Annotated in this window: 21 protein-coding genes and 1 pseudogene; 13 read left to right on the top strand and 9 right to left on the bottom strand. The window is 44.3% G+C overall.

All coding sequences use genetic code 11. From position 1 onward, the window contains the following. Positions 1-13 precede the first annotated feature (13 nt). From OH460_RS12590 to OH460_RS12550, 9 genes and pseudogenes are all read left to right on the top strand, one after another. A complete protein-coding gene (locus tag OH460_RS12590; protein ID WP_269997512.1) occupies positions 14-691 on the top strand; it encodes a hypothetical protein in 678 nt (225 codons plus the stop codon). Positions 692-703: 12 nt separating this feature from the next. Further along, positions 704-2119, top strand: coding sequence for a DUF1254 domain-containing protein (locus OH460_RS12585; RefSeq protein ID WP_269997511.1), 1416 nt, complete (start codon positions 704-706; stop codon positions 2117-2119). A gap of 54 nt (positions 2120-2173) precedes the next feature. Then, positions 2174-2368: pseudogene (locus OH460_RS12580) on the top strand (NADH oxidase); the annotation flags it as partial. A gap of 243 nt (positions 2369-2611) precedes the next feature. Then, on the top strand, positions 2612-3595 hold the full coding sequence (locus tag OH460_RS12575) for an HAD family hydrolase (protein ID WP_269997509.1): 984 nt from the start codon (positions 2612-2614) through the stop codon (positions 3593-3595). Positions 3596-3754: 159 nt separating this feature from the next. Beyond that, positions 3755-4450, top strand: a complete 696-nt coding sequence (locus tag OH460_RS12570) for an aspartate/glutamate racemase family protein (protein WP_269997507.1) — start codon at positions 3755-3757, stop codon at positions 4448-4450. 281 nt (positions 4451-4731) lie between these two features. Beyond that, positions 4732-5118, top strand: coding sequence for a hypothetical protein (locus OH460_RS12565; protein WP_061032068.1), 387 nt, complete (start codon positions 4732-4734; stop codon positions 5116-5118). Positions 5119-5316: 198 nt separating this feature from the next. After that, positions 5317-6189: a B12-binding domain-containing radical SAM protein gene (locus OH460_RS12560; protein ID WP_269997505.1), complete on the top strand. Its 873-nt coding sequence runs from the start codon at positions 5317-5319 to the stop codon at positions 6187-6189. Positions 6190-6480: 291 nt separating this feature from the next. Then, the gene (locus OH460_RS12555; protein WP_004740376.1) at positions 6481-6717 is read left to right on the top strand and encodes a YdcH family protein; all 237 of its coding nucleotides are present in this window, start codon (positions 6481-6483) and stop codon (positions 6715-6717) included. A gap of 169 nt (positions 6718-6886) precedes the next feature. Further along, positions 6887-7783: a LysR family transcriptional regulator gene (locus tag OH460_RS12550; protein ID WP_269997501.1), complete on the top strand. Its 897-nt coding sequence runs from the start codon at positions 6887-6889 to the stop codon at positions 7781-7783. Positions 7784-7888: 105 nt separating this feature from the next. Here the strand turns inward: OH460_RS12550 and OH460_RS12545 are convergent, their stop codons facing one another. The 6 genes from OH460_RS12545 to OH460_RS12520 form a co-directional block, all read right to left on the bottom strand. After that, positions 7889-8698 (bottom strand): SDR family NAD(P)-dependent oxidoreductase, encoded by an 810-nt coding sequence (locus OH460_RS12545; protein ID WP_269997499.1) that lies wholly within the window; start codon positions 8696-8698, stop codon positions 7889-7891. A 294-nt stretch (positions 8699-8992) separates the two neighbouring features. Then, entirely contained in the window at positions 8993-10552 is a 1560-nt protein-coding gene (gene glpD, locus OH460_RS12540; protein ID WP_269997497.1) for a glycerol-3-phosphate dehydrogenase, read from the bottom strand. Between the two features lie 288 nt (positions 10553-10840). Beyond that, complete coding sequence (locus OH460_RS12535) at positions 10841-11635, bottom strand: DeoR/GlpR family transcriptional regulator (RefSeq protein ID WP_269997495.1); 795 nt, start codon at positions 11633-11635, stop codon at positions 10841-10843. Between the two features lie 261 nt (positions 11636-11896). Beyond that, entirely contained in the window at positions 11897-13417 is a 1521-nt protein-coding gene (glpK, locus tag OH460_RS12530; RefSeq protein WP_008215951.1) for a glycerol kinase GlpK, read from the bottom strand. 58 nt (positions 13418-13475) lie between these two features. After that, complete coding sequence (locus tag OH460_RS12525; protein ID WP_008215950.1) at positions 13476-14330, bottom strand: MIP/aquaporin family protein; 855 nt, start codon at positions 14328-14330, stop codon at positions 13476-13478. 450 nt (positions 14331-14780) lie between these two features. Then, positions 14781-15212: a PACE efflux transporter gene (locus OH460_RS12520; RefSeq protein WP_269997491.1), complete on the bottom strand. Its 432-nt coding sequence runs from the start codon at positions 15210-15212 to the stop codon at positions 14781-14783. A 111-nt stretch (positions 15213-15323) separates the two neighbouring features. On the opposite strand from OH460_RS12520, the gene OH460_RS12515 reads away from it, so the two are divergent. Continuing rightward, positions 15324-16211: a LysR family transcriptional regulator gene (locus OH460_RS12515; protein ID WP_269997489.1), complete on the top strand. Its 888-nt coding sequence runs from the start codon at positions 15324-15326 to the stop codon at positions 16209-16211. A 92-nt stretch (positions 16212-16303) separates the two neighbouring features. Here OH460_RS12515 and arsB read toward each other — a convergent pair whose 3' ends face one another. The 3 genes from arsB to OH460_RS12500 form a co-directional block, all read right to left on the bottom strand. Further along, positions 16304-17359, bottom strand: a complete 1056-nt coding sequence (gene arsB, locus OH460_RS12510; RefSeq protein ID WP_105058504.1) for an ACR3 family arsenite efflux transporter — start codon at positions 17357-17359, stop codon at positions 16304-16306. 108 nt (positions 17360-17467) lie between these two features. After that, on the bottom strand, positions 17468-17809 hold the full coding sequence (locus tag OH460_RS12505; RefSeq protein ID WP_008215942.1) for an ArsR/SmtB family transcription factor: 342 nt from the start codon (positions 17807-17809) through the stop codon (positions 17468-17470). 178 nt (positions 17810-17987) lie between these two features. Beyond that, positions 17988-18503 (bottom strand): HPP family protein, encoded by a 516-nt coding sequence (locus OH460_RS12500; RefSeq protein WP_116871228.1) that lies wholly within the window; start codon positions 18501-18503, stop codon positions 17988-17990. Positions 18504-18629: 126 nt separating this feature from the next. Here OH460_RS12500 and OH460_RS12495 point away from each other — a divergent pair, with 126 nt between their 5' ends. The 3 genes from OH460_RS12495 to OH460_RS12485 all read left to right on the top strand — a co-directional run bounded on the left by OH460_RS12495 (position 18630) and on the right by OH460_RS12485 (position 21069). Further along, positions 18630-19202: a TetR/AcrR family transcriptional regulator gene (locus OH460_RS12495; protein WP_269997485.1), complete on the top strand. Its 573-nt coding sequence runs from the start codon at positions 18630-18632 to the stop codon at positions 19200-19202. 241 nt (positions 19203-19443) lie between these two features. Further along, positions 19444-20241, top strand: a complete 798-nt coding sequence (locus tag OH460_RS12490) for a Cof-type HAD-IIB family hydrolase (protein ID WP_269997483.1) — start codon at positions 19444-19446, stop codon at positions 20239-20241. 180 nt (positions 20242-20421) lie between these two features. Next, a complete protein-coding gene (locus OH460_RS12485) occupies positions 20422-21069 on the top strand; it encodes a DsbA family oxidoreductase (protein ID WP_269997481.1) in 648 nt (215 codons plus the stop codon). The last annotated feature ends 2 nt before the right edge of the window (positions 21070-21071 follow it).

The raw sequence follows: 21071 nt of genomic DNA, 5'->3' as shown, positions 1-21071 counted from the left end.
ACTGGACTACAATATGAAAAAACCATTACGTCTGCTCACGGGCACTTTTTCCACTTTTACACTCTCTATCTTCGCTCTTATCTCCTTTGCATTTTCCGTTTCCGCTCAAGAAGAACCTGCCAGTGACATGGCTGACCCCATGGCCGTTTATACGGGAGGTGAGCTAATTGCGGGCAATAAAGGGCTTGGCGCTACCTTCCAATTTGGCGTGAATCGTGGCGATTGGGGAGTATTGGGTAAGCTAGAAGGCAAAAACAACTTTGAAAACTATCGAGCACGATTCTTCACGCCCAACAAGAAAACGGGCACTGGCTTGTTTGTTGATGCTGGACACGACTTCTCCAACGACGGCATGACCTCAAACTACGCGTCGGCGGGCATCATGCAGTCGTTCAAGCTGAGCGACAAGGTTAACCTGTACAGCGCCCTAACGTACGGGCAAATGTGGGAGGAGAGTAATCAGTTTGAGGACACGCAAATCATCAGTAGTATTAACTACTTAAAGTACGATTTTGCTGACCAATTTTATCTTCTACTCGCTCCTCAATACACCTACGGGTTAGATGGTGAGAACACACGAGATTTCTCTACTGAAATGCAGCTGGGCTACAAGGTTGATAGAGACAATATCATCATTTTCAGTGGTGATACTGACAACAACACTTGGCTCACCTTCCGTACTCGCTTCTAACTAGGATCAACAATGATGAATAAAAACAGAATTATTAATGCGTTAGCCTGTGCTTTTCTCGTTTCACTGCCAGCTTATGCGCTAGCGAATCAAACAGAGTTACCTGCTGAGAGCACCTTTGAAATAACGCGTGACACTTTACCGGTTGAGATGGCGAGCCTAGCTTGGCTAGAACAAGATAAAGAGCAGCTTGCGCAACTGGCCTATGAATACGCGTACTCGATTGATGAGGCGTACAAATACTTTTATCAGACTGTCATTAAAGAAGAGTATTCGCTGAACCGCTTTCAGAACATTCGAGTTCTAGCGGATGACACCTACACTGCCCACCCAACGATCAATAACGATACCCTGCATCTGATGGGCTGGATGGACCTTGGCGCTGAGCCCGTGATAATCACCATTCCAGATCACGATGAAGACCGATACTGGCTTTTCCACACCATGAATATGCAGCACTTCACTGACTCGGCATTTGGTTCTCCGCAGCGCGGTACAAAAGGTGGCAGCTTTATGTATGCGGTGGAAGGCTGGCAAGGGGAGGTTCCTGCGAGTGTCGATCAAGTCATTTATGTTGAACACCCTTTGGTGAAAATGATGGGACGCATTATGGATCTCGGTGGTGATGACTCAGCAACGGCTCAAAAGCTGATGGACCAATGGAACATTCGAACACTCTCGGAATATCTAGGCCAGAAAGGACCAAAACCCGTTGAGCGCGAGTATCCCGATCCAGAGAACTCGAACTGGGTAGAACGTACCAACTTCATTTTGTCAGAAGGCACCATGAAGCATCACGATCAAAGACTGCTGCAACAGTTCGACTTACTCGGTTTGGGCAATGAAGACTACATCTTGAGTGATGAGCAGTTGAAATTGATTGAGCTAGGCGAGCAAAAAGGCGCAGAAAGAATCAAGAATGCAGGATTCGATGATTCGCGTGATGTGCTTGGCACTCGCGAAGAGATGACAAAAGTTGCAAGCTATCAACATGCCTACGGCACCCTGATGGGACAATGGGGATTGCCTGCCAAACACACCATGTACAGTGGTGACTTTTTTGATACTGAAGGCGCAGTGTTAGACGGCAGTAAATATGATTACACTGTGACTTTCGATGCGCCACCGCTTGAAGAGGGCGGCTTTTGGTCATACACGGCTTACAGCGGCAAGACTCGTTTGATGGAGAAGAACGCCCTGAACCGTCACTCTCGTGGTGACCGCACATTAACACCGAACAAGGATGGCAGCTACACCATCATTATGAGTAGTGATGTGGAAGGGAATGAAGACAATCCGAACTTCCTGCCCATCCCAAATCACCCTTGGTATGCCGTGCTTCGTATGTACACGCCCGGTGAAGAAGTCAGAACAGATAAATGGAAATCGACAGCATTTACTAAGGTCAAAAAAAACACGATAAAGTGATGATTTAAGTCACCTGTTTAAGGTTTTGTTTATTATCAATTAATGCCAGCTGCCATGCCGCTAACGGTGCCAACCACAGGAAAACCCGCTTTAGACAAGATGGCGATGGTCGGGCTAGTTTGGTATGAACATCAGATGTGGCGCATCGCTTCTGGCAAGAATGCCGACCCTAAACTAAGCGCACTCGGTGTGGTGTTAAAAACAGTTTTCAGCGCCGGCTGGCACGCGTTCAAAAAGCGCAGAGCGTAAGCAGTCATGGATCGTTAAAGCAGAACTTTGAGGAATTGAAGTGCTGCTTTTTTTGTTTGTCTCTTTTAAAATCTCAATTCTCGAGAAATACGTCGTATAGCACTCTCGGTCAGTCCTTGTTGTGGTACCAATCTAATACCAACATGAGTATTGGTTATAGTGTCCATAAGTGGAAAATCAGAGTAGACCAACTAGGATGAATTGAATTAAACCCTACAAATAATTCAACAACATGGTAGTGCTATGAAGAAAATAACCCTTTTGTCCGTTGCAATTTTATCTAGCCTCTCTTTCTCTTCTTTTGCAAAAGATTGTGATCCCAATTTGCTGCCTTCTTGGAAGGACAGCGAGAGCAAATCCGCTATCGTCGACTTTGTTGGGCAAGCCACCCAAGCTGAATCTGATACCTTCGTTGCGGTCCAAGATCGTATTGCTGTATTTGATAACGACGGCACGCTTTGGTCTGAAAAGCCATACTATTTCCAATTGGCTTTCGCGTTAGATCGAATCAAAGAGATGGCGCCTGAACACCCTGAATGGAAAACGGAAGCACCGTTTAAGTTCGTGCTTGAAGGTGACATCAAGAGTGTTCTAGGGAGCGGTGAAGAAGGGTTATTGAAAATCATCATGGCGACACATTCTGGTATGACAGTTGAACAATACCAAAAAGATGTTGAGCAATGGTTAGCTGCAGCGAAAGATGAACGCTTCAACAAAGCCTATACCGATCTGACTTACCAGCCAATGAAAGAGATGCTGATTTACCTTCAAGAGCATGACTTCAAGACTTACATCGTGTCGGGTGGTGGTGTTGATTTCATGAGAGTGTGGGCTCCTGATGCTTACAATATCCCGTCAGAACAGATCATCGGTAGCGCACTTAAATACAACTACAGCTACAACGACGGTAATCCGACCGTTACCAAAGGTTCGTCCATTTTGACCATTGATGACAAAGCCGGAAAGGTCAGCAATATTCAGCATATTATCGGTAAGAAGCCGATTCTAGCAGTAGGTAACTCAGACGGCGATCAAGCGATGATGCAGTGGGCAACCAGTCAACCAAACTCAATGGCGATGATTGTTCATCACACCGATGCCGAGCGCGAGTGGAAGTATGATCGTGAGTCCCATGTGGGTAGGCTTGATAAAGCACTCGACGAAGCGAACTCCAGAGATGATTGGACGTTAATCGACATGAAATCCGATTGGTGTGAGGTGTATTAACCCACACAAACATTCGGACAAAACAGCAAAGGCTCGGATGGTTCATTCGAGCCTTTTGGTAAATAGCGAAGACTTCGTCTCATTTTCAGCAAGATCGTACTATAAATTTTTTACGCATGACGCTTTGATCGAGATAGTCAGAAATTAAAGGAATAAAAAATGAAAACGATCGGTTTGCTTGGTGGTATGAGTTGGGAATCGACCATGAGCTATTACAAATCCATTAACGAAGGTGTTAAAGCGACGCTGGGAGGGTTGAACTCTGCAAAGATTTGTATGTATAGCGTGAACTTCGATGAGATTGAAAAGTTACAACACCAAGGCCGTTGGGCTGAGACTGCCGATATTTTAGCTGACGCGGCATTATCTGTTGAGAAAGGTGGCGCAGACTTCATCTTAATTTGTACCAATACCATGCATAAAGTCGTGCCTGAAATCGAACAGAAGATCACGGTTCCTATCTTACATATCGCTGATACTACCGCGCAAAAGCTGCTAGAACAGGGCGTAAAGAAAGTCGGGTTACTCGGCACCGCTTTCACGATGGAACAAGATTTTTACAAAGGGCGTTTAATCGATAAATTCGGTATCGATGTTGTGATTCCTGCCAAGGATGACAGAGAGAAAGTCCACAACATCATTTACCAAGAGCTGTGCCGAGGCGAAGTAAAAGAACAGTCTCGCGCTATCTATAATCAGATCATTGAGAGGCTAAGCCAGCAAGGAGCAGAGGCCGTCATTCTAGGCTGTACTGAAATCGCCTTACTGATTCAGCAACAACATACCCATGTGCCCCTGTTTGATACTACAGCCATTCATGCAGAAGCCGCGGTGCGTTTGGCGACGAGCGATTAACTTACAGTTAGCTTTCAGTCATTAAGCTTGTCTTTCTGGCGCGTACACCATCAGTTGGTTGATGCGTAATTAAAATCTCTGATTTTCAATAGGTTGCGGACTTTTCTATGAGAGTGCGTTATGAGTCATTTTCTTCTTTTAGAAAGCCCCAAATTAAGTGAATAAGCACTCTGTATCACACTTTTTATAAATTAGTGGATATACTAATACACATTTATTTACCTCGTGAATAGAATCTCGTTCTAGCGTTATTTTGGCTATGTAATTGAATGAGAATAAAAATGAAATTGAAATCTATTTTTTTGGCTTGTCTGTCAGCAACGGCTCTTTCTGGCTGTTTGAGTGTCCCAATTGAAGAGTTACAACCAACAGCAGATCAAGAAACAATTGATACCGCTATTGAACATCTAAGCGACATAAAAGGAATGACGATTACAGAGAATGGCGTGATCTATTACGTTGAGTCACTGCCGGGAAATTCTCGATGGTCAACTGCACATATTTTGGAATCGAGCTATCGTTTCTCTTGCCAAGACCTTCGTTGGTTTGTTGATAGAGGCATGATCGTTAGAATGAGATTTCAAGGTAATAGTGGCACGACCCAAGATTATGACCTTGAGCGTTGTGAAACCGAAGTTCCAACAAAATTATATGAACCTAAGCAGTAGGTTATTAATCATCTCACATTGAGATTAAAGCTCCTCCTCTATCAATAAGTACATTAATACCCTCTCCATCTGGAGAGGGTATTTTATTTAAAACCTAAAAACTGATTCGACTATATTGTGGATTATCAACGAATGCTGACGTTGATACGCTTTGGTGTATTCAAGCACGCTCTGTGCTTGTAGACCGGAGATACCAATATGAAATATGAGGGAAAAGTATATCGTCCATGGATAGAGGCGAAGAGCATTCTTATTCAAACCACATTAGGTTGCAGCATCAACACATGCACGTTCTGTAATATGTTCAGCGATAAGCGATTTAAGGTTCGCGACATCGAAGACGTGTATAAAGATATTGAAGAAGCGCGCCTAATATACCCTTACGTTGAATCGATTTTCCTTATTGATGGCAACGTGATGGCGGCTCGTACGGATTATCTGCTTAAGGTCTTGGATAAGATTCGTCACACCTTTCCTGAAAGTAGAAAAATATCACTCTATAGCGGTTTGAATGATTTCCGTCGGAAGAGCTTGAGTGAGCTTAAAGAGCTGAAAAGTGCAGGGTTAAGCATGGCGTATGCGGGTCTTGAGTCTGGTGATCCTGTTGTGCTTGATAATATCAAAAAGCGTATGACACCAGAGCAAGCTATTGAGGGTATGGCACTGGCAAAAGAGGCAGGTATCGAAACTCTACTGTCGTTTATTTTTGGACTCGGCGGTCGTGAGCGTTCCCGCGAGCACATTGTCGAGACAACAAGGTTGCTGAATATCATGAAACCTGAGCAGATAGCGCCAATGGCGTTAGCAATACAACCAGGAACGGCTTTGGAGCAGCAAGTTAATGACGGTACGTTCATCATGCCGACTCAACTTCAGATCTTAGAAGAGGAAAAATACTTACTCGAGAACCTCAATATCGATACTTTCTATTGGGGTGACCACGGTAACAACATCGTGACTCAGAAAGGCTTCCTACTTGATTCTAGAGAGCAGTTCTTAGCCAAGGTGAATCATGCGATCACATCTAATCCAATGGCGAAGGATAGCGTGATTCAAACTTTTTCCTGGTAGGTAACTGATAGCTGAAAGGTCTCACTCAAAAACTGAGACCTGTTCGCTGGATTCAAATCCAACAAGATAAAAGTAGTGCTTACGAGAATTCATGATTCTCGTGAGCCTATATCGTTACTGAGACAATTCAATTTAACACCCTCGATTTTGTTGGGGGATGTTGTAAATTTGTGAATCTAAATTGTCTATATTCTATGCTGTGTACTGGATCTCATTTGTTATTTGAGTCCCTTGCTAAGGTTAATAATGAATGTGTAATACCAATCACTTTAATCAACTTAAGAGGTTTCTATGCTAGGTGAAAATCACTCTCTTGTTCACGAATTTCCTGAAATGAAAGACAAAATTGCTGAGCTTGCTAAAACTGATGATGGCTTTGCAACTGACATGAAGACATACGACAACCTTGATAAAGAGATTCGTAAGCTTGAGCTGAAAGATTCACCCATTGATGATGGCTCAATGCACCAACTGAAGCACGACCGTTCTGTGTTGAAAGATGCGCTATATGCTCGCTTGAACAGCTAATGGACGACAGTTTCTAGATATAGATAATAAAAACTCCTTCGGGAGTTTTTTCTTTTTGGCTCCGATTATCTGAATCTCATCAAAGTAGCGGCATATGTTGTATTGTTAGTGGGATGACGCATAATGTGGGTTATTGCAATATAATTTTTAAGATTCTATTGGTAATCACATGAACATTGAACACCTCAAATTGTTTGTTCGCTTAGCGTCTACACATAACATCAGTATGGCTGGCCAAGAGTTGGGTTTATCTCCCGCAGTTGCTAGCTCCCACATCAGTAAATTGGAAGACAATTTAGGTGTTCGCCTGGTACATCGCACCACTCGTAAAGTGTCACTCACTGAAGAGGGAGAAGCATTTCTACCTCATGTTGAAGAGGTCCTGTCGAGTGTGGATGCCGCAAGATCGGCGATTGGGGTGGGTAGTGATTCACCAACCGGAACGTTGCGTGTGACCGCTTCTGCTTCGTTTGGGCGTTTGCACCTAGTGCCGGCATTACCGGGGTTCCTTGACCGATACCCGGGGTTAAAAGTCGATTTCAGATTGTCAGATTCCGTGGTCGATCTTGTGGAAGGCGGCTTCGATATCGCGATTAGAATCTCTGAATTGAAGGATTCGACTCTGATTGCGCGTAAGCTTGCCACAGATAAACGAGTGGTATGTGCATCGCCAGATTACCTCATCAAACATGGCAAACCTGCAACGCCTCAAGACCTTAATGACCATCAATGCATTAGCTTGATTGGCCTAGAAAATTGGACCTTTCATACTGAAAACGGACCGAAAACGATTAAGGCGACCGGATCTTTTAGAGCAGATAACGGAGAGGCACTACGTGATGCTGCAGTCGGTGGGCTTGGTATTACAGTGACGTCGAATTGGTGTGCATATGAGCAACTGAAAAGTGGTCAGCTCATTCAAGTGTTGGAAGATTACCCACTCACCTCAGAACCTGCGATCTGGGCGGTGTATCCAAGTACTAGGCTGCTTGCTCCCAAAGTAAGAGCGTTTATTGATTACTTCTCGGACTACTACGGTAACCCACCGTATTGGGAACAAACGTAGAGACAAACGTTGTACGAAAAAGCCCTGCGTCTCTAAGTTAACTTATTAGAAACACAGGGCTTTTTTATTGAGATTTGCAAATCAACTCAGCATGAGTCGTCGCAATTAAGAAAGCGTCGCTTTGATGATATCTTCAATTTTAGCGACAACTTGTTGTGCTTTGTCACCGTATAGCGCATCTGGGTGTGGGTTCGCAAACGTGTTGTTGTCGTTATCAAAATATTGACCGCCCGCTTTTGCGAATTCGTCAGAGAGTGACGCGCGAACGAGGATTTCAGAACCAATGCTCAGGTCGCCGCCCGCAATGCCGTAGGCGTCTTTCACCATCTTACTGCCCAATAAAGAAGCTGGGTTAACAGCAACTACCATTGGCCCATTAGAACCTAGTTCTTTTGCCATCTCACGTGTCCACATAGTGATCGCCAGTTTACTTTGCGCGTAAGCATCGCCATCAGAAAGTGGCTTTTTCCCTTCTAGTGCTTCTATGCTCACTGCCGCTTGCGCTGCCGACGATAAGTTCACCACACGGCTCGACGAATCGAATATTGGCAACAGGCGTTTGGTCAGATGATACGGCGATACTGTGTTCACAGCAAAACGAACATCTAAACCGTCTTTGGTGATTGGGTTGGGAGTATTGAACACACCCGCGTTGTTAATCAGCACATCAACTTTCTCGTGCTCGGCAATCACTTCGTCAGCCAGCGCATCAACATCTGCCAGAATAGACAAGTCTGCCACGTAGCTTTGGATCTTCGCTTGCGTAGAGAGAGCGATAAGTTGCTGCTCAACGTCTTTAAGCTTGCTTGGGTTACGTCCATGCAATAAAACGTGGTGACCTTGCTGAACGAGTACTTTTGCTGTTTCGAAGCCGATACCGTCGGTAGAGCCTGTGATCAGAATGACTTTTTGCATGGAATAGGTTCCTTATTAAAGCGCTGACATCGTGAGCGTTTTTAAATGTGTTGTTTTGTTGAGATTAAGAATAGCAACCTTTCATAAAATTGATAATTAACCCATTTGATAAAACACTATTTAGCTTTTGTTGAAAATAGAAGAGGGTAACAGGGCGATTTGGTCGAGTGACAACTACTGAAGTGCAAGGAATTGAACGCAAATAGTGTAGGCAAATAATAAAAAAGCTTAGCGCGGGGGACGCTAAGCTTGTTTATTCATCAGGTTGTTGAACTGTGCTTGTTGGCTGGTGGATTAGCTTACTTGAGAAAAGCTTACCACTTTACGTTGTAGCTTCTCTTTTAAGTAATCAGACAATGCTTGTTGCTCAGATTCGCTCATGTACAAGCCAAGCTTGGTTCTGCGCCATAAGATGTCTTCGTCTGTCATTGCCATCTCTTGGTTGATCAAGTAATCAATCTCAGCTTGGTAAACACCGTGTGCTTCGCTTGAGAACTGGATGCCAAGGTCTGCCGCACATGTAGCGCCTTCAAGCAGGTCCCATGTGTAAGTACCAAATTGGGTCACGTAACGAAGTAGCAGTGCTTCAGATGCCCAAGGGTATTTCGTGTGCATCATTGCTGCAAGCTGTTCGCGGCTACAGCTGAAGTTGCCACCCGGTAGCGTGTCGTTAGCTGTCCAAGGTGCGCCCATGTGTTTAAGGTAAGGTTCTAGCTTGTTCAGTGCCGCTTCACCGAGTTTACGATAAGTCGTTAACTTGCCGCCAAAGATTGATAGCAGTGGTGCTTGATCCATTTCTGCATCCAGCTCCAGTGTGTAGTCACGAGTGATCGCTTGTGGCGAGTCAGATTCATCATCACAAAGCGGTCGTACGCCACTGTATGTCCAGACCACATCGTCACGTTCTAGTTGCTTAACAAAATGCTGGTTAACGATATCAATTAAGTAATCAACTTCTACATCGTCGATAGCCACTTCGCGAGGATCGCCTTTGTATTCAAGGTCGGTGGTGCCGATGATCGAGAACTTATCTAGGTAAGGGATCATGAACACGATGCGATTATCTTTGTTTTGTAGAATGTACGCTTGTGGTTCGTCATGAACACGCGGTACCACAATGTGTGATCCTTTGATTAGGCGAATATTACGTGGTGAGGTTTGTTCTAAACCATCATCAAAGAACTGTTTCACCCAAGGGCCAGCTGCGTTGACCAATGCTTTCGCTTTGCGCTCGAAACGTTGGTTTGTCATCACATCAAGAATCGTTACGTGCCAAATGTCGCCTTCGCGGTGCGCTTTTTCAACTCGGCAGTAGTTGCGTACTTCTGCGTTGTTTTCTTTCGCCGCTAATACGTTCAGCAATACCATACGCGCATCATCTACCCAGCAGTCTGAGTATTCGAAACCTGTTTTCATTTCTGGCTTCAGTAAACCTGATTGAGCCAAGTTCACCGTTTTACTTCCAGGAAGCGTCGTACGTTTACCTAAGTTATCGTAAAGGAATAGGCCACAGCGGATCATCCAAGCCGGACGTAAAAATGGTCGGTGCGGTAAACGGAAACGCATTGGTTGTGCAACATGAGGTGCTTTTCTCAGCAACACTTCACGCTCTGCAAGTGCTTCTGAAACTAAACGAAACTCATAATGTTCAAGGTAACGTAAGCCACCGTGGATTAGCTTTGAACTTGCAGAAGACGTCGCAGAGGCGAAATCATTTGCTTCGTATAAACCAACGTTTAGACCACGACCAGCAGCATCTGCCGCGATACCCGCACCATTGATGCCGCCGCCAATAACGATTAAGTCTAGAGTTGAAGATGTACTATTGTTTGAATTAGTTTGTTGAGCACTCATGGTTTTGACCTCTTTCTGAGCGAACGAGCATTTTAGAACATAATTGAATCCTATATTAACTTTCGTTTGCGGTCATTTATTATTTTCGTTTATGCGCGTTTTATGTGATTTGCGCATAAAAAAACCTTCGCTTATGACAGCGAAGGTTCCAAATAACTCTCATTCGAGCATAGAAGTGATATTAATCATGTTCAAGTGCGACTTTCCAAGTAACAAAAAAGCCCATTATCGATAAAGTGATCTATCAATAATGGGCTCTTTTAATGAACATGATTTCTGAGCGTTTTTTTATTCGTCCGACGCTAGTGGTTGAGAAGCGGTCTCGATAACTTCTAATGGAATGTCTGAATCTTTAAGGATGTTCATGATCTCTTCTGGTGGTTGTTTATTAGTAAACACCATGTGTGCCTGAGAGATATTACCCAGCTTAACCATTGCGTTGCGACCAAACTTACTGTGGTCGACTGCCAGGAAGATGCTGCGGCTGTTTTCGATGATAGCTTGTTTCACTCGAACTTCATGGTAGTCAAAATCGAGTAGTGAGCCGTCAAAGTCGATACCGCTGATCCCTAGAATGCCGAAATCGAGGCGGAACTGCTTCACGAAATCGAGTGTTGCTTCACCCACGATACCGCCATCACGGTTTCTTACCTCGCCACCCGCCAAGATAACCTTTATCTCTGGGTTTGGTAGCAGGATACTGGCAACGTTGATGTTGTTAGTCACGACTCTGAGTTGTTTGTGGTTTTTGTTCAGCGCGCGCGCCACCGATTCTGGCGTAGTGCCGATATCAACGAACAAGGTTGCACCATCTGGAATGTGTTTAACCAGCTCGTCGGCAATCACATCTTTTTCATTGAAGTTAAGCGCTTTACGCGTGTTGTAAGAGGTGTTTTCTGAGCTAAGAGGAATGGTTGCACCACCGTGATAACGACGGATTTTGTTGCTATCAGCCAGCTCATTGAGGTCTCGTCTGATGGTTTGTGGGCTAACATCGAATTTTTCAACGAGCTCTTCTGTGCTCACATATCCTTGTGTTTTTACCAGGTCTACAATCTGCTGGTGTCTTGGTATCTGCTTCACTTAACTTACCACTCCCTGCACGCTATGGGTTCTAGCGCGTTACAATCGAAAATATTAACTCGCGCTATTGTGCTCGAATTGATGAGGAGAGAGAAGTAATGATGGTAAGGAATTATGTCCAAACCGCAAAAACGTTGATCAAAACAATGAAAAATTGGCTCCAAACGCAAAAAAGAGCACAAAATAGTGCTCTTTTTAGTTTCGTTTACTGAGGAACGAACAATTCAATCGATAAGAGAGTGATTATTCGAACGCTCGATTTTACTCTTCGTCGTCATCGTGCAGTTCAGACCAAACTTGTGCACACTTGATAGCACGCTTCCAACCTTTGTAACGGCGGTTACGCTTTTCTTCATCGTGGTGTGGCAAGAACGTACGGTCTAGTACTGCTTTGTCTTGAAGCTCATCGATGCTGTCCCAGAAACCAACTGCTAGACCAGCAAGGTATGCTGCACCCAGAGCCGTTACTTCAGTTACTTCAGGACGGTGAACTTCTGTATCTAGCACGTCTGATTGGAATTGCATTAGGAAGTTGTTCGCTACTGCGCCGCCATCAACACGTAGGTTTGCTAGCTTGATGCCAGAGTCCGCTTGCATCGCATCCAGTACGTCACGAGTTTGGTAAGCAATGCCTTCCAGTGTTGCACGGATGATGTGGTTAGAGTTAACGCCACGAGTTAGGCCTACAATCGTACCGCGAGCGTAAGCATCCCAGTATGGTGCGCCTAGACCAGTAAATGCAGGAACAACGTAAACACCGTTTGACGTATCTACTTTAGTTGCGAAGTACTCAGAGTCTTCTGCGCCAGCCAGTAGCTTCATTTCATCACGTAGCCATTGGATAGATGCGCCACCCATGAATACCGCACCTTCAAGTGCATAAGCTGGTTCGCCTGTAGGACCACATGCTAATGTCGTCAATAGGCCGTTCTTCGACGTTACTTTCTCTTGACCTGTGTTCATCAGTAGGAAACAGCCCGTGCCGTATGTGTTTTTCGCTTGGCCAGCTTCAACACACATTTGACCGTAAAGCGCTGCTTGTTGGTCACCCGCAATACCAGCGATTGGAATACGAGTACCGCCTTTACCACCAAGGTTCGTTTGGCCGTAAACTTCAGAAGAGCGTTTCACTTCAGGCATCATTGATGCTGGAATACCCATCTCGTCTAGTAGCTTGCTGTCCCAGCATAGGTCGTTGATGTTAAACAACATAGTACGTGATGCGTTAGTGTAATCCGTAACGTGTACACGGCCTTGAGTCATCTTCCAAACCAACCAAGTATCAACCGTACCGAACAGTAGCTTACCTGCTTCAGCGTCTTCGCGAGCGCCTTCAACGTTGTCTAGAATCCATTTTACTTTTGTACCTGAGAAATACGGGTCAAGGACTAAACCTGTATTGTCACGCACGTAGTCTTCTAGGCCACGCTCTTTAAGTTCTTCACAAATTTCTGCCGTACGACGACATTGCCATACGATAGCGTTGTATACCGGCTTGCCTGTCTCTTTGTTCCAAACGATGGTGGTTTCACGTTGGTTAGTGATACCGATACCCGCTAGCTCGTCGCTGCGAATACCTGCTTTAGCTAGAGCTTCAACCAATGTAGAGCTTTGAGTCGCCCAGATTTCCATTGGATCATGCTCAACCCAGCCAGCCTTTGGATAAATTTGAGTAAATTCTCGTTGAGAAGAGCTTACGATGTTTGCATCGTGATCGAGGATTACAGCGCGAGAGCTTGTAGTGCCTTGGTCTAGGGCAACAATGTATTTTTGCTCGGTCATGGTAAGAATCCTTTTTGTTCCGTTATTTATATTTTAGTAAATGTAAGGTCGCTTGGGGTTAAGCTTGAGCTTGTTCAGCTTCTTCTTCTGTTTCACATTGGTTTGGAATTGTGCAGCCATGGCCTTCCACTGGTAGGTGAGCACCAATAACACGTGGGTACAACCAGCCACCAAAACACGCACCAGCGATAGGAGCAAGAATTGGAACGATGAAGTAAGGAATATCACGAGCACCAGTCAATGCAAAATCCCAACCTGCAAAGTAAGCGAAAAGTTTTGGTCCGAAGTCACGTGCAGGGTTCATAGCAAAGCCAGTTAGTGGACCTAATGAGCCACCGATTACCGCGATAAGAATACCGATCAGTAGAGGGTTCATTGCGCCACGTGATGCGCCATTGTTCTCGTCGCCCAGTGCCAGAATGGCAAACATCAATACTGCAGTAATCACGAATTCCACAGCAAAAGCGCCGAAGAAAGAGAGTGAAGCATGTGGGTAAGTCGAGAAGATACCAGCAGTTGATAGTGCGTCTTGGCTGCTACGAACAAAGTTATGAGCAATTTCGTAATCTGTAAACAAGTTGCTGTATAGGCTGTAAACCAAAGCTGCAGAGCAGAAGGCACCAAGTAATTGAGAGATGATGTAAGGCACTACTTTCGCCTTATCAAATCCATGGAACATGGCTAATGCAATGGTTACTGCAGGGTTTATGTGTGCGCCAGAAACGCCAGCTGTGCAGTAAATCGCGATAGATACGCCGAAGCCCCAGATGATACTAACTTCCCATTGTCCGAATGTTGCACCTGTTAATACCAGTGCAGCCACACAGCCAACGCCAAAGAAGATGAGCAGGCCAGTACCGATAAATTCGGCGAGGCATTGCCCAAATAAAGAAGGTTGTTTGTTTGTTGTCATGTTCGAGTCCTTGTTATTTTTGCTTATCTAGCACGCGTATTGTGCATAAATTTGCGAACGCGAAAATAAACGAACATTAAAAATGAGCGTTTGAGCATAAAATTGTTAATTAAACTGGCTTGAAATGTTAAACCGAACACTTTTGCTCGAAAAAGAAGCTTGTATGGACGCTATTGCGCGAATGTATGTCCCATGAGGTCGCTAAAAGTACCTGTATGTAAGCAGACGCACAACTGGTACGAGGAGTTGGTGGCTGGATTTGTGATGCTGATTCGCGAGTGGTGGTTTATTAAACTTGGATCTTGTGGACTTATCTGGGTTTTCAAATGTTGGAAAAGCGTTAACAAACAAGGATGTACTTACACTATGACAAAAAATGCCAGATCCATACTGAATCTGGCAATTCGTTTTGTTTATCGCTCAGTGATGATATTTGAGCGAATCGGTGAATTAATTTAGAGCGTTAACTTTGCCTTGTGTAACAAAGTAGTCTCTTACTGAATCGTACGCCCAGTTAAATCCGATAGCGTAGAGTACAAAGAAAATGACTAGGCCGATGTCCATAATCAATACGGTTAGAAAATCGAGCTTTAACACCCACATCAAAACTGGCAGCGTTACTGTCATTAAGCCAAGCTCAAATCCCAATCCGTGTAAAACTCGTGTTTTCTTCGTTCGTTTTGTTCTGTTTGCCCCGAAGATTTTGTCGTAGCCGTAGTTGTAGACGTAGTTCCAAGCCATTGCTATCAGCGACATCGCAAGCGCTAACCCCGCCATTTCCCCAGCTCCATTGCCAGTAATGTAGGTTGCTAGCCCCGCCATCATGATCAGTGCGAACACTTCAAATAGCACCATATGTAGAATTCGTTCTTTGTGTGACATGTACTTTCTCTTTCTTTTGAATCTATATTTGCTGTTTGAAAGGTATATTATCTTTAATTATGATTATAGAAAGATAGTAACTATCACCAATGGTGATAATAGGTTGGTGGTATGTATAACATTGAACAACTTAAAATGTTCGTTTACGCAGTAGAGCTGGGTTCTTTCTCAGCAAGTGCTCGTCATTTGGGTAAGGTGCAATCGGCGGTAAGCCAAGGCATCAGCAATCTTGAAATAGATTTCAATGTAGAGTTATTTGATCGTTCGACTCGCAAACCTTCGCTAACGAAAGAAGGGGAGCAACTGTTTAAACAAGTGAAAGCAATCGTACTTCAGGTTGAAGATCTCAATGCTTCCGTTAGTGCGATAGGAACGGGCGAAGAAGGGCTTATAAAAATCGCATTGGATGACTCTTTATTGGTCCCCAACCTACCCAGAATCCTAAGTGAATTCAGCCAACTTTTCCCTGCAACTGAAGTTGAGTTGATCGCTTGTACCACAACAGAGGTCAATCCCTTCGTGGTTGAAGAGAAGGCGGATCTTGGTTTAATGTTCACCAACTTGGCTTTTGATGTCGGTTCTGAACCTTGCTTTATTGGGCATCTGCCGTTTGTTGCTGTTTGTCACCCAAGCCACAAGCTAGCCAAAACGGGTGTAGCGAAATTGTCGGATTTACTGCCTCATCGTCAGCTCATGTTGAGGGGGGATAAAGGTAAGATGATGGATCAGTTTCCACTTATAGCGGGCAAGGTATGGTGGTCGAATAGCTTTATCGTCATCAAGGAAATGATCCTTGGTAGTGATGTCGGCTGGGCGTACTTACCCAAACACCTTGTGGAAGAAGAGTTGAGTAAACAGCGCTTAGTTGAGGTGAACGTCTCATTTGACCACAAAACGTGGTCGCCTCCGGTTGATTTGGTTTTATCGAAAACACGCTCGAAAGGACCTGCTTTGCTTTGGCTTGAACAAGCATTGAAAGGCCTATTAGACGAAACATAAGCTGGATGAGACTTAAATTGGATTAATCTGGATAGAGAAAAGGCTCACAAATTACTTTGTGAGCCTTTCTATTTAAAGCGATATGTAATTTTTTAGTTCGCAGATTTCACTGTGAGACCGTTGTAGTACTTGTCTTTCATCTTAAGTGCAACGTTCACTAGGTAAATCAGCACAGGTACTTCAATCAGTGGTCCAATAACGCCTGCAAATGCTTGATCTGAGTTGATACCGAATACTGAGATAGCCACGGCAATAGCTAGCTCGAAGTTGTTACCTGTTGCTGTAAATGCAATTGATGCGTTCTTGTCGTACTCAATGCCCATCTTCTTACCAATGAAGAAGCTGATGAAGAACATCGCTGTGAAGTAGATAGTCAGTGGAACAGCGATCAACAATACGTCCATTGGCAACTCAACAATCATCTCGCCTTTTAGGCTGAACATCAGAACGATCGTTGCTAGCAGTGCAATAAGTGTCATTGGAGAAATGCGCGGAATGAACACGTCGGTGTACCATTGCTCACCTTTCATCGACACAAGGATCTTACGGCTTAAGAAACCTGCTAAGAATGGGATACCTAGGTAGATAAGTACGCTGTGTGCAATATCGATCATTGAGATATCAACCAGCATGCCTTCGTAACCGAATACTGGAGGAAGAACGCTGATGAACAACCACGCCATAAAGCTGTAGCTAACCACTTGGAACGCACTATTCAGAGCAACCAATGCGGCACCGTATTCTTTGTTACCGCCACCGATGTCGTTCCAAACTAGAACCATTGCCACACAACGTGCAAGACCAATTAGAATCACGCCGACCATGTAACCAGGGTGGTCACCCAAGAATGTAAGCGCTAATACGAACATTAGGATAGGGCCAACCAACCAGTTCATAATCAAAGAGAGCTTGATGGCTTTCTTATCTTTTACCACAGTGCCCAATAGGCTGTAGTTAACCTTAGCCAAAGGTGGGTACATCATTAAGATAAGGCCAATCGCGAGTGGAATGTTGGTGGTGCCAACAGACATTGAATCGTTCCACTGTTCGATCTGTGGGAATAGGGTACCTAGCAGTACACCAAGGCCCATGGCGATGAAGATCCAGAGTGTTAAGTAGCGATCTAGAAAACCTAACTTTGGTTTCATGGTAATCTCTCTTTTTAATATCGTAAATCGTCGAAAAACGATTGATTGTGACAAAAAAACACGCTTAAAAGTAAAGGCTACCAAAGCCGATCCCTCAAGCGTGAACTTCTATTTTAGAATGCTGTTAAATACCGATTCGAAGCGTTGAATATTGTCGCGGTCGATGCGGTAACACATCTTCGGCGGGATAGACTCAGCAGTGATAAAACCAGAGCTTTTCAATATTCTTAAGTGTTCTGATACCGTTGATTGAGCTAAACCCAATTCACTTACCAGATCACTGTTTAAGCAGCCGCCCGACTTTTCCAATGCAGACAAGATACTAAGTATGCGAATTCTCGCTGGATGCGCGAGTGCTTTTGCTAACGCTGCCATTTCTTTTTCTGCTTCAGCATTACTCGGCGGAAGAGGTAGAGAACAGCTTTCTGTTGCTTGGCATGTTGCAGTCATACTTAGGTAGCTCACTTAATTCCAATCGTTAAAAGACGATTAATAGTAAGCCTATTTCTTTTGTCGGTCAATGCGAATTTTAAAAGTCGCAAAACTTAAAGAGCAAACATGCCATATCACATCATTGATTAAGGCCAACTTAGCGATTACCGCGTGAGTTAGAAATAAGTGATTAGCTCTATTTTCCTACCCAATACAGCGGCCATCCTTGTTGTGTCGAGGTGTTATTGAGCATGGCGCCAACCAAAACAAGCGCGACACTGCCGACTAAAACAGGCGTAAACAAGAAGGTCCAATCGACGAGTGATGTGCCTGCTAACGCGATAACAATCGGGTTAGCGCCAGCAGGTGGATGAACCGCTCGAAAGTACTGCATCAAAAATATCGCGCTACCAACTGCTAGCGACATCACTAAATAAGAATCACCGAAACCATACAGCGCTACGAGCCCGACTGCCGCTGAAATGAAATGACCCGCAATGATGTTGCGTGGCTGAGCAAGCGGCGAGGTTGGCACCGCAAACAACAACACACAAGTCGCGCCAAACGGTGCCATTAACCAAGGCACTTGCGACTGTTCAGCAAGCAAACATAAGATCAATATGCCTACCGTACCACCGACAAAGCCCTTAAGTAGTTGGCTCAGCGTTGCCTTTGGAGGTAGTTCTCCTCCACCGATCAGTTTTTTTATCATCACGAACTCCCACCTATAACTAGAAAATAAAAGTGTACAGATCTGTGCTGTTTGATTTGAATGATACAGATCTGTACACTCTTTACAACGTAAAATTTTGAGACCCCAATTGAACGAGTGGATAGGATGAGTAAGAAAGAACTAATCTTGGATGTGGCTGAGTCTTTGTTTAATCGTCTTGGCTATACTGCCGTGGGGGTGGATATGATCCGAGATGAGGCAGCAGTTTCTAAGACGTCTATGTACCGTCACTTTGGTTCAAAAGCTAAATTGATTGAAGCCGTTCTGGCTAGGCGTCACCAGCGATTCGAGTCGAGTTTAGAAGCGGCATTGTCATCCACCTCCGGATTGCAAAACCAACTGAATGCAATGTTAGATTGGCACTTTGCTTGGTTTGAACAGCCTGATTTTAAAGGTTGCATGTTCATGCACGCACTCGCCGAATTTAAAGAATCGGAAGATGACATTGCGATGCTTGCACAACAGCACAAATCATGGCTCAAGAGCATTATTCTAAAGGCCGTTAGCGGTGGTGGAGAGGTAGGTACTGCAACATCTGATCTGCGCAGTGAATCGGTCATCACTTTCATTGAAGGTTTAATCGTCAGGAGTGAGTTTGGTGTATTAGATTTAAGCTTAGATTCAAACAAAGAAGCTTACCGAAAAGCATTGCACTCACTGGCTACTATAGCGATATAATCGAACGCAGAACCGTTACCCAAGATAACGAAAAATCATAATTTACTATTTAATTTTCATACCAATCACAGTAAGTAAATGATCAGAAATAGCGCAGGAAAAAGACTTGAGAAAAAGGCGGAATGTTTTGGTAAGTAGTTATTCTACAATCAAAAATTCTAACGCAGTTATCGAGTATTTTAACCAGCTACGATGAACAGTTATTTACTACGATTGGTATTACTTATAGGTAAGCTCTGAAATGCCACAACAGAACATCAAATTTATCGCTGCTGATATGGACGGCACTCTACTTAATGAACACGGAAAGTTAGACCCTGAATTCTTTAACCTCTATGAGCGACTAGAAGCTCAAGACATTATTTTTGCTGCGGCATCGGGTCGCCAGTATTACAGCTTGATGGAAACCTTTGCTCCTATTAAAGAGCGTATGATGTTTGTTGCTGAAAACGGCACATTGGTGATGCACAAAGGCCAAGAGCTATACAGCTGCTTGCTTGATACTGATGCCATCAAAGACATCATCAAAGAAGCTCGTGCTATCGAAGGTGCCCATGTGGTGCTGTGTGGTAAGAAGTCAGCATACATCGAAACCAAAGACGAACGTGCTCTAGCGGAGATCTCTAAGTACTACCATCGCCGCGAGCAAGTAGAAGATTTACTCGCAGTAGAAGACGAGTTCATCAAAGTAGCTATCTGCCACTTCGACGGTTCACAAGAGAAAGTGAACCCAAGCATCAATGCTAAGTTTGGTGAGAACTACCAAGTGGTTGTGAGTGCAAAAATTTGGTTGGATGTGATGAATGCTGAGGCTTCAAAAGGGGCGGCAATTAAGCATCTTCAGAACACATTAGGTTTCACTTACGAACAGACGATGAGTTTTGGTGATTACCTGAATGACTACGAAATGCTTAAAGAGAGCTACCACTCCTACGCAATGGAGAACGCACATCCTAAGCTGAAAGAGATCGCACGCTTTGGCGCGCCAAGTAACGTTGATGCTGGTGTATTCCAAGTGTTAGAGAAACTTCTCGCATAACGTTCGAAATCCTTTTTAGATTTTTATCAAAGCCGACTCACTAACATGAGTCGGCTTTTTTGTTCGCTACTGGTGCATTGAGTTAAATTTGAACGAGTGTTCAGTTTATTGTAGTCTGATCAGAAATATGGGTATCCATTTCGAATTGGATACGCCTTAGCAACGATATTTGGAATGACGATGAGCAAGAAACTTCAACTCGATATTATTTCTGACGTAATGTGCCCTTGGTGCGTTGTCGGCTACAAAAACCTAGAGCAAGCCTTATCAGAACTTGGCTTAGAACAACAAATTGAACTTGAATGGCAGCCGTTTGAGCTGAATCCAGATATGCCACAAGAGGGTGAAAACCTGCGTGAGCATATCATGAGAAAATACGGCTCTAGTGCGGAAGAGAGCCAACGTTCACGTGAGCAACTGGCAGCTCGTGGCAAAGCGGTTGGGTTTGATTTCAATTTCTATGACAGCATGAGAATGGTGAATTCACGTCACCTACATGTGCTGCTTGATTTTGCTCTCGCGCACGGTAAACAGACTGAGTTAAAGCTACGCTTCTTTACTGCGCACTTTTCAGAGAAAAAAGATCTGTCTGATCTTGAAGTGATTGCACAAGAACTTGAAGCGGTTGGTTTGGATTCAACGAAGGCACTGAAACGCCTAAAGAACATCGACAACTTAAAGCAAATAGAAGCGCAAGAGTTTGAATGGCAACGCATGGGCATCTCAGCTGTTCCTACTGTGGTATTCAACCGCAAGAGTGCAGTGACAGGCGCGCAGACGGTAGAAACGTACAAGCAAATCCTTCAAGAGCTTATTGCGGAATCATAAGC

It is taken from the genome of Vibrio sp. Makdt (genome assembly GCF_027587015.1).
Lineage (GTDB): Bacteria > Pseudomonadota > Gammaproteobacteria > Enterobacterales > Vibrionaceae > Vibrio > Vibrio chagasii_B.
The sequence above is the reverse complement of the archived record's forward strand: the minus strand, read 5'-3'. Positions and strand labels throughout refer to the sequence as shown.